Annotated in this window: 9 protein-coding genes; 5 read left to right on the top strand and 4 right to left on the bottom strand. The window is 42.6% G+C overall.

The window, feature by feature from the left end; translation table 11 throughout:
• The 4 genes from V6M43_RS18265 to V6M43_RS18250 all read left to right on the top strand — a co-directional run.
• Positions 1-1060: RHS repeat-associated core domain-containing protein (locus V6M43_RS18265; protein ID WP_332737821.1), on the top strand; the 1060-nt coding region annotated here is incomplete at its 5' end.
• A 1-nt stretch (position 1061) separates the two neighbouring features.
• Entirely contained in the window at positions 1062-1460 is a 399-nt protein-coding gene (locus tag V6M43_RS18260; RefSeq protein WP_332737819.1) for a hypothetical protein, read from the top strand.
• Between the two features lie 296 nt (positions 1461-1756).
• On the top strand, positions 1757-2698 hold the full coding sequence (locus V6M43_RS18255; protein ID WP_332737817.1) for an RHS repeat domain-containing protein: 942 nt from the start codon (positions 1757-1759) through the stop codon (positions 2696-2698).
• Positions 2698-3360 carry a hypothetical protein gene (locus tag V6M43_RS18250; RefSeq protein WP_332737815.1) on the top strand — a complete coding sequence of 221 codons (663 nt, stop codon included), beginning with the start codon at positions 2698-2700 and terminating at the stop codon, positions 3358-3360. The genes V6M43_RS18255 and V6M43_RS18250 overlap by 1 nt, the downstream gene beginning before the upstream one ends.
• Before the next feature lie 431 nt (positions 3361-3791).
• On the opposite strand, the gene V6M43_RS18245 is transcribed toward V6M43_RS18250, so the two are convergent.
• The 4 genes from V6M43_RS18245 to V6M43_RS18230 are packed head-to-tail and all read right to left on the bottom strand — an operon-like array spanning position 3792 to position 9480.
• The gene (locus tag V6M43_RS18245) at positions 3792-6308 is read right to left on the bottom strand and encodes a DNA gyrase/topoisomerase IV subunit A (protein WP_332737814.1); all 2517 of its coding nucleotides are present in this window, start codon (positions 6306-6308) and stop codon (positions 3792-3794) included.
• Between the two features lie 14 nt (positions 6309-6322).
• Positions 6323-6694 carry a VOC family protein gene (locus V6M43_RS18240; RefSeq protein WP_332737812.1) on the bottom strand — a complete coding sequence of 124 codons (372 nt, stop codon included), beginning with the start codon at positions 6692-6694 and terminating at the stop codon, positions 6323-6325.
• 16 nt (positions 6695-6710) lie between these two features.
• Complete coding sequence (locus V6M43_RS18235) at positions 6711-7544, bottom strand: DUF1835 domain-containing protein (RefSeq protein WP_332737810.1); 834 nt, start codon at positions 7542-7544, stop codon at positions 6711-6713.
• 31 nt (positions 7545-7575) lie between these two features.
• Positions 7576-9480: a DNA topoisomerase IV subunit B gene (locus V6M43_RS18230; RefSeq protein ID WP_332737808.1), complete on the bottom strand. Its 1905-nt coding sequence runs from the start codon at positions 9478-9480 to the stop codon at positions 7576-7578.
• A 349-nt stretch (positions 9481-9829) separates the two neighbouring features.
• On the opposite strand from V6M43_RS18230, the gene V6M43_RS18225 reads away from it, so the two are divergent.
• The gene (locus V6M43_RS18225) at positions 9830-10093 is read left to right on the top strand and encodes a hypothetical protein (protein ID WP_039129137.1); all 264 of its coding nucleotides are present in this window, start codon (positions 9830-9832) and stop codon (positions 10091-10093) included.

The raw sequence follows: 10093 nt of genomic DNA, 5'->3' as shown, positions 1-10093 counted from the left end.
CAATGCCAAAGCCTACCTGAGCTGGATGTTATTTGATGAGCAGTTCAACTATGTTTCGGCCGATGTTGATCCGGTGGGTGCCGGTAACAAGGAAGTGCACGATAAATTTTTCACCACCAGTCCGGTCAATATAACTAAGAGCGGATATTTGTATATTCATGTCAGCAATGAAAGCAACCTGAGTGTGTTCTTTGACAATCTCGCCGTTACCCATACTCCCGGACCCCTGCTAGAGGAAACGCATTATTATCCATTCGGACTCACCATGACGGGGATATCCAGCAAGGCTATGGGGAAGCTGGACAATAAAAAGAAGTATGTTGGCAATGAATTACAATCAAAAGAGTTCAGCGATGGATCAGGTCTCGAAGTATATGATTTTAATGCCAGGACATATGACCATCAAATTGGGAGGTTTATACAAATTGATCCTTTAAGTGAAGAAGGCGATCAGGAGGGATGGAGCCCATATCACTACTCTTATAATAATCCGGTAACATACAGTGATGCTGATGGGAAGATTCCGATTATACCGTTTATAATCATTGGAATAGGATTGCTACTTTCTTCGAAACCGGCAGTTGCTCCTACAAGAAATGTTTCTGATAATGCCAAGATACAGGAAGCACATAATAATTATTCAACATCAGCTGCGATAAGCTTAATGCCTGCTGCCAAAGAAGCAAAGGTTGCGGCTACGCTGTTTTCGAAAGTAGGCGTTAAGGAATTGGCGAAAACCACATTAACTAAAGAAGCTGCAAAAGTAGCAGGACAAGAAGTTAAAACCACGCTAAAAGAGCAGGCAGATAATGTAAAATCAACTTTAAATGATGGTAAAAACTCGGTCACAATTAAAACGCCTGACAAGCAAATTCGCTATGATCTAGCCGGAAAGGACCATGCTGGAGTTCCAACTCCTCATAAACAAGTTTATAATAAAAATATTTTCAACGGTCAAGTAAGAAGCATTTCCAGGGATTCAAAAGAAGCAATCCCAATGTCTCAAGCTGATCTTAGAATCGTAACAAAATTTTTAGAAAAGCTGAAATCGCAAGAGTAAAATGAATAAAATTGAATTAACCACTGCAGCATTATTTGAACCCTTAACAGAGATTGAATTTTCAGGAATTAATTTGGATTTGCATAATGAATACTCATGTAATAAGATAACAATTGATTACAATGAAGAAATTATAAAGTTTGATTTCAAAGCAGAAAATGCGCAACAAGCTTATCAAAGATTAACTATGGTATTTGAAACGTTTCAAATCGTTGAAATGGTTTCAAAGAAATTAGATTCGAAAACTGTACTTACCCCTGATAATTTCTATCGCGGTAGATTTGAATATGAAGGACAACATCATGAAACTACTCCATGGGGTGTTTTTTTTCATATTGAATTTTACGAAGAATTCTATTTAGATATTTTGTGTAAAAAGGCATACTTAAAGATTGAATAGCCAAAGCCAAAGTTTTCTTTATTCAAAGCAGATGATTTCAGTTATTAAGGAGCTTGATTTGAATCTCCGGATTTTTTCTTTTTCGATTGAAGGATCAATTGAAAAGATGAATCACTTTTTTGGGTGTAAGTTTTATTATTTCTCCAACCAATGCGTGAGCACGTTGTTACGGATCTGCTGGGTATTGATAAATAATCTGGATGATCTGCAAAATGAAGGCCTATCTTGGGCTGGTAGATAAGTTCTTTGACTGGTTTTAAAGCGGCTGCCAGCAAAAGGAGGCATAGCCGAAAACTGTGGTTGATTACTATCCGTTCGGACTCAACATGGCAGGGATCAGTTCCAGCGCCATGGGTCGATTAGATAATAAGTACGAATACAACGGCAAAGAAAAACAGGAGAAAGAATTTAGTAATGGAAGCGGCTTAGAGTGGTATGACTATGGAGCAAGAATGTATGACCCGCAGATTGGGAGATGGCATGTGATTGATCCTTTGGCAGAAATGGGAAGAAGGTGGTCGCCCTATAATTACGCATTTAACAATCCAAATAGATTTATTGACCCCGACGGGATGTGGGCGAGGGATGCAAATGGAAATACAAAAACCGATGACCCTGAAGAAATTGAAGAGTTCATGAAGCAACTTTGGGGTGAAGGCAATGGTGATAAGAAGAAAGAAAAAAGTAATGCACCCAATCAGAACGGAAAGAACAAAAATAAGCTCTTATATTTTATAGGAATTGCAAATGAAGCAGCCAATCTATATGTTCCAGGGTGGTATGCTTCTGGCCAGGCTATTGCTAAATTCAGAGAAGGATCCTATAGAGAAGCTGCTGCTCAAAGCTTAAATTTTGTTGGTGAGTGGGCCTTGGTTTTTATGACTGCGGGGGCAGCAGAAGAATATCTTGTTTCAAGTCATGCTGCAACATTTGCAGCTAATAAGGCCGCTAAGACGAGTGGCAAGTTTCTAAGGCAGTTGAATAGTGTCGAAAGTGTAATTGAAGCAGCTGCACCGACATTTGGCAAGCCATTAAAACACGGAGAATTACAAGGCTTTATCAAGGGTGATGCAAACGAAATTTTCAAAGCAATCACTCATGGTGGTAAAACTATGTCATCTGGTGCAGTCAAAATGCCAGATGGAACATTTATTAAATTATATCAATCTACATCAAGAGGAGTGCATGAATTACATATCAATATGCACTCCCAGATGTACAAAATCCGAGTAAACTAATGAAGGAGTATGATAAGCATTTATCCTTTTATAATGTGTATGCTCATATGCACTTTTCAAGGCTTGTTCCTGAAAATAATTGGGGCAATAAAGAACTTGCGGTGAAGTATTTACAAAAATATTGGTTATCCGAACATGAGTATTTGTGTGTTTGGAAGCCAATACAGGATAAAATTTTTGTTCAAGGCAAAAGTTTGCCAGACTTAGTCTATAATCCTGAATGTGAGGTGATAGCTTTAAGAGGTGGTTGTTTATTCATTGAAGAAGATTTTAGGCAACTGCAAAAAGCGATGGAAGCTTTAGGTGAAAAATATTTTGTAATTATTCAGCATTCACAAGATTTTACAAAAGGCGAGCCAATGTTTAGAATGAAATTTCCTGTAAACATAACGTGGGAAGAACTAACAAGCGGAAACTATATATCAGCTGTTCTTCTTGAAATGAGTTATAATGAATATTTTGTTTTTGGCGCAAAAGGTAATTGGGGCAAGTATTCTGCAAACGATTATGAATATCCTCTTGACATTATAGGCTTTAAACCAGAATTAGCACTTGTTTTTAAAGAAAATTTTTTTCAAACCAAAGAAGAACAAGAAGAAATACAAGAATGGTTGCCACAAAATTATATAGATCTCATAAAAATAGAAGGGAGTGTAAAATAAACTGTGTCAAATTTTGATTTCAAGGAGCTATTTCAAATAATGCAAGGCAAATAACTGTATTGACCCTCTATAAGTTGGAAAGTTTGGGTCCGTAGTTCATAAAGTTCTGGGTCTGACCCACCACACCGGTTTTCACTTCAGTTTGGGAAATATGCTGGCAAACGATTCAGCATTGTTTATGCATTTTCATGGACTAACACTAACCAAAGCTTTGTGCTGCAAAATGTGGCGTTGGTGTATATCATTTGCCTGTTTGTCCAGTTAGATTTGGAAACACCTGCCTTCATGTTGTATAGTTGTCCTATGAAAACGCCATTACTATGCAGATCCAAAGCCCATCAATAGCCGCTCCGAACCTCCTTCGAAGGATGCTCGAAGGACCCTCGAAGGATTGTCGAACCAATACGCACGAAAGGGCATTACCCCTTTCATCAGAACAAACTCGTCTGCCCCTTATCATCCTTCTCCGTCTGCTCCCATTCCATTTCTGTTGACTTGGAAAAATCTGCCAGCTTATTACCGACTGCTTTCCATCCCATAACTTCCACAAAACCGGCAATCTTTATCTTCTGCGTGCGGGCCTGGGTTCCTCTTCCGGTATGTAATAGCAGAACAGGCTTCTCATCAGTTGTAACTACCTCCAGCCTGTTGCCCGCTCCTTCTTTTATGAAAAGGAATCTGCTCTGTAACGTAGTGGTCTCTATCCTGAACCTTTTTACATTATACTGCAGCTTGTCATTATCGAGGTAAACAGCGGTGATCACTTTCTCCGGATTGAACTTCTCTACCAGCAATATCTTCTCCGGATCAAAACGTTGGGTAAGTTCCAGATCAGTAAGCTCATAATTTCCATCGTTATATACCACCAGCAGTTTTTCTGTTCCATCAAAATTACCGAGATAGGTTCCCTTCTGTTCTGTATTGAGCCTGCCGAATTTATCATCAAACCAAAGCTTGATAGCACTCAGTGTTGAGCGTCCGGCTTCCTTTAATTTTACATTCTTGATGGGATACTTTGTAACCTGGTTACCCTGTGCACTTCTTCCCTTGATCTCCAACTCTTCAAAATAGAAGTCAAACTGTTTGTTGCGGGCTGAGCAATTCGGACTCAGTACAATGGTTACACTCTCTGCCTCTCCATTTGCATTGGCAGTGAAATAGTGGATCTTGCTTTTATCATTGCCGCGCGACAGATCATATTCTTTATCGCGCGTGATTCCGGTCACATTGAATCGCTTGGCATAGCTGGTGCCCGTGCCACCATCCACATAGATCATATTATAGGTGGTGCGTTCATCATTCTTCTGGAACACGGCCACATGGATGATATCTTTTCCGATATATACCTTCTCTCCCACCCTCACCACTTTCATTATTCCCCGGCGGGTGAAAGCAATGATATCATCGAGGTCAGAACATTCAAAAGCCAGTTCATCTTTTTTGAGCGAAGTACCGATAAACCCATCTGCCCAGTTTACATATACCTTGGTATTGGCAATGGCTACATGCTTTGCCTGGATGGCTTCAAATGGCCGGATCTCTGTTTTGCGTTCTCTTCCTTTGCCGAATTTTTTCAGGAGGTTCTCATAATAGGCGATCGCAAATTCAACCAGGTTTGCCAGGTCGTGATGTACCTGCTTAATATCTGCTTCCAGGCCTTTGATCTGTGCGTTCAGCTCATCAATATCCAGTTTATATATTCTGCGTACAGGCTTCTCCGTTAATTTAACGATATCCTCCCTTGTAATGGGCCGCTTGAGTTGTTTCTTGAATGGTGTAAAGGCTTTATCAATTGCTTCCAGCACCTTCTCCCATGTTTCATGTTTCTTCTCGAGTTCCTTGTAAATCTTCTCTTCGAAGAATATTTTTTCCAGCGATGTATAATGCCATTTCTCCTGCAGCTCCGCCAGCCTGATCTCCAGTTCTTTTTTCAGCAGGTCGCGGGTATTGTCGGTTGCCGTTGCCAGCAATTCATGTACGCCAAGGAATCTTGGTTTCTGGTCTACGATCACACAGGCGTTGGGTGAAATGCTTACTTCACAATCAGTGAAAGCATAGAGTGCATCAATGGTGATATCGGGTGAAATGCCCGGCGCCAGGTCTACCTGGATCTCCACTTCCGCTGCGGTATTATCGGTAACCTTGCGGATCTTGATCTTACCCTGGTCATTGGCCTTAATTATGGAATCAATGAGTCCGCCCGTTGTTACGCCATAGGGTACATTTTTTATGAGAAGGGTTTTCTTGTCGAATTCCTCTATCAGCGCACGTACCCTAACCTTTCCCCCTCTTTTACCTTCATTGTAATTGGTGATATCCACCATGCCGCCTGTTTGAAAGTCGGGGTAGATCTCGTATTTCTTTCCTTTCAGGTATTTGATGGAAGCCTCAATAAGCTCACAGAAATTATGCGGGAGAATTTTTGTTGATAGTCCCACTGCAATACCCTCCACCCCCTGTGCAAGCAGTAAGGGGAACTTCATGGGAAGGGTAACCGGTTCATTCTTCCGGCCATCATAGCTGAGCTGCCAGTCGGTTGTTTTATTATTGAAGGCCACTTCAAGTGCGAACTTGCTGAGCCTTGCTTCAATATAACGGGGAGCAGCAGCCGCATCTCCGGTTCTCACATCACCCCAGTTTCCCTGGGTTTCGATGAGCAGGTCTTTCTGGCCGAGGTTTACCAGGGCATCTCCAATACTGGCATCTCCATGCGGATGGTACTGCATGCTTTGTCCAATGATATTGGCTACCTTATTGAAACGGCCATCATCCATTTCTTTCATCGCATGAAGGATGCGTCGCTGAACGGGTTTGCACCCATCCTCAATGGCTGGTACGGCTCGTTCCAGGATAACATAGGATGCATAATCAAGGAACCATGTTTTGTACTGTCCATGTACCCCGGTATCGTTATTATAGACTTGTTCGTTTGACTTCCCTTTCAACATTATCCACGCTTAATTTATAGTTCGTATAATTCCAATGGCAATCCATCCGGATCACTGAAAAAAGTAAATCTCTTCCCTGTATAAGGATCTGTCCTGATGGCTTCACAGCTAACACCTTTACTGCTTAAGGATGCAACTTCCTGTTCAAGGTCTGTCACAGAAAAAGCCAGGTGCCTCAGCCCGATGGCTTCCGGCCTCGAAGGCCTTGCTGGTGCGCCGGGAAATGAAAACAGCTCGATGATGTACTGTCCGTTGAGTGCAAGGTCCAGTTTCCAGGAATCCCTTTCCTCGCGGTAATCTTCTGCTATTATGTGAAGCCCAAGTATTTCGGTGTAAAACTTTTTACTCCGCTCATAATCCCCCGCAATGATTGCAATATGATGCACGCTGTTTAACATCTGCTTACCCTTCTGTTTCCACCGTTTGGTTACTATGTTGCTTTACTTCGAAATCTTTCATATTCTTCAATTCTCCCTGTACATCATAATTGCCGCCGGCTATCAGCAACTTCAAGCGCCATAGCATGTATGCATCGCCGGTAGTATGTTTGTTTTTGGAGAGAAACTGGTTAATGATCCTGCTCGCCTTCTGCCAATCGGTCGTAATGAACTTCTGCAAGTCTGCATCATAGAAATCATAATCGGCCTGCACCAGCTTCTTGCCCCCTTCCAGGATCCGCACACCTTTATTTTCATTGGAAAGCCTGGTCCATTCATCCGGATCAACTTCAAATTCAGATAAGGTGATAGGGCGACTTAGTTTTTTTGCTTTCAGGAATTCCTTTGGTGGGATGGTATGCAGCCAGGTAGGGTAAAACAACTGCCCCTTTTCATTCAGGAAAGGAAGGTTATTCAGGTAGAGGATATAGACCCTTCCCTGGAACTCCTTCATGAAATGAAGCAACCAGTAATATCCACTCACATCATGTTTATTCTGTGCAGCCCAGATCCAGATTACTTCATCGGCATCACGACGCATTTTGCCCACTATCTCCGCGGCTGTTTTCAGGTCATCCACTTCACTTGAATCGGCCTTGCCATCATAATCGCCGCCTGCCAGCACTTCGCGCCACCAGGCATTGCGGGCTTCCCTTCCTTCTCCGAGGTAAATATTTTCCAGTGGCCCCACGGCATAATCATCTTTGATCTGCACCACTTCACCCTGCAGACTTTCATCTAAAGCGATGGCCTGCTTCAACACTTCAATATCTGCTTCGTTGAAAACGATATGGATCATGTACTCGACTATTTCTTGTTTTAGATCTTTATTACTTCTTTATACTCTCTTCTGTTTCTTCCACCAGGTCAATCTCCACCTTCAGGTTATCGATGATAAAGTCCTGCCGCTGCGGAGTGTTCTTCCCCATATAATATTCCAGCAATTGCTGTACATGGGTTTCGGGAAGAACCAGCACAGGTTGCTTCTTCATATCAACGCCAATAAAACGGGCAAACTCATCGGGCGAGATCTCTCCCAGTCCCTTGAAGCGGGTGATCTCTGGTTTGCCGCCCAGCTTCTTTATAGCTGCCTGCTTTTCGGTTTCATCATAACAATAGATGGTCTCCTGTTTGTTTCTCACCCTGAACAATGGTGTTTCCAGAATATAGACATGGCCGTTCTTAACGAGGTCGGGAAAAAACTGCAGGAAGAAGGTCATCAGCAATAACCTGATATGCATACCGTCAACGTCTGCGTCGGTGGCGAAAACAATATTGTTATAGCGAAGGTTTTCGATTCCATCTTCTACATTAAGTGCATGCTGCAGGAGGTTGAATTCTTCGTTTTCATATACCACTTTCTTGGTGAGACCAAAACAGTTCAGAGGCTTTCCCCTCAAACTGAATACCGCCTGTGTTTCTACATTTCTTGCCTTAGTGATACTTCCGCTGGCCGAGTCACCTTCAGTAATGAAGATGGTGCTTTCCTGCTGTTTCTGAACGAGGGCCTCTTTGCCTTTGCCGGTAGGTTCTTCGTTATAATGATAGCGACAATCGCGGAGTTTCTTATTATGCAGGTTCGCTTTCTTGGCTCTTTCATTCGCCAGTTTTTTAATGCCTGCCAGTTCCTTTCTCTCGCGCTCACTCTGCTCGATACGTTTCTTAAGAGCTTCTGCCGTAGAGGGGTTTTTATGGAGATAGTTATCCAGCTCCTTTGAAAGGAATTCATAGATAAACACCTTCATACTTTGTCCGCCCTCTTCAACGTATTGTGATCCCAGCTTGGTTTTTGTCTGCGATTCAAATACCGGCTCTACCACTCGGACAGAGATGGCAGCGGTTATACTTGCCCGTATGTCGGAGGCTTCATAATCTTTCTTATAGAAATCGCGGATCACTTTCACGAAGCCTTCCCTGAATGCCTGGTGGTGGGTACCGCCCTGGGTGGTGAACTGCCCGTTTACAAAACTGAAGATCTCCTCGCCATAATCATTGTTATGAGTGATGGCTGCTTCAATATCATTACCCTTGAGATGGATGATGGGGTATCGGAGTTCATCTTCATTGGTCTTGCGCTGCAGGAGGTCGAGTAGTCCATTCTTGCTCACAAACTTCTTACCATTGAACAGGATGATAAGTCCGGCGTTGAGGTAACAGTAATTCCAGAGCAGGTTCTCGATATATTCTTCCTGGAAATGGAAGTTCCGGAATACGGTATCATCCGGAATAAAGTTCACCAGGGTACCGTTGTTTTCTTTGGAGGCTGCTTCCTTGAATTCCTTTACCAGCACTCCCCTTTCAAACTCAGCCGTTTTCTCTTTACCCTCACGGAAGGCTGTGACCTTGAAATAGGCACTCAGGGCATTTACCGCTTTGGTACCCACGCCGTTCAGTCCCACACTTTTCTGGAAGGCCTTGCTGTCATATTTCGCCCCGGTATTGATCTTGCTCACCACGTCAACCACTTTACCGAGCGGAATGCCGCGGCCATAGTCGCGGATGGTTACCGTTTTATCTTTTATATTCAGCTCAATCTGCCTGCCATAACCCATGGTATGTTCATCGATACAGTTGTCGAGCACTTCTTTAAGTAAAACATAGATACCATCATCGGCACTGCTGCCATCGCCGAGTTTACCGATATACATACCCGGGCGGAGGCGGATATGCTCCCGCCAGTCGAGGCTACGGATGGAGTCCTCAGTATATTCAACCTGCTTAATTAAATCTGCCATAATTGTCTTTTTTCAACTCCTTGCCTATCTCAAGCTGGCAAATATAAAGAAAGGACTGCCAGGTTTAAGTCAACTGTTTTTGCACTGTTGTGGATAATCGGGGTACATATGTATAATATTGATAATCAATCAGCTTTGGTTAAGGGTATTTTAAATTTGGGTGCTTTAACCCATCTTGTTTTGCAGCTCGGGGAATAATCTTATTTTTGATGTCCGCCTCGGTTTTTTAAGGAGGGCAACGACCAGATACTAACCCGCAAATGTTGTCCGCTTATGCCGAAGCTACTAACCCATTAAGTGCTGATTTACAACCCGTTATTAGTTTTTAATTGTTGAAAAATTGTAGAGTATGTATAGCTATTCCTTGTTGGAAACGAGTTGTTATTATCTGATCCAGGAGAATGTGGACGGACCGGTGTCATTGATCAAAGTGAACATGCATACAGATTATTGCATGTTTATCACACGATTTGGTGAAACCGAGGTCACGGAATGGAAGAAGAAGCAGGACCCCATCCATGAGATTCTCGAGCTGTTATCAGATGATAAGGTAAAAGAATTTCAGACCACTTATTATAGTGAGGATGCCTTTTACGAGGATGGAGAAGAGTAA

Origin of the sequence: Flavihumibacter sp., assembly GCF_036676075.1 — a bacterium.
In the GTDB taxonomy this organism is placed as follows: Bacteria; Bacteroidota; Bacteroidia; order Chitinophagales; family Chitinophagaceae; genus Flavihumibacter.
Note: the sequence above shows the minus strand (reverse complement) of the source record. Positions and strands in the feature narration are given on the sequence as shown.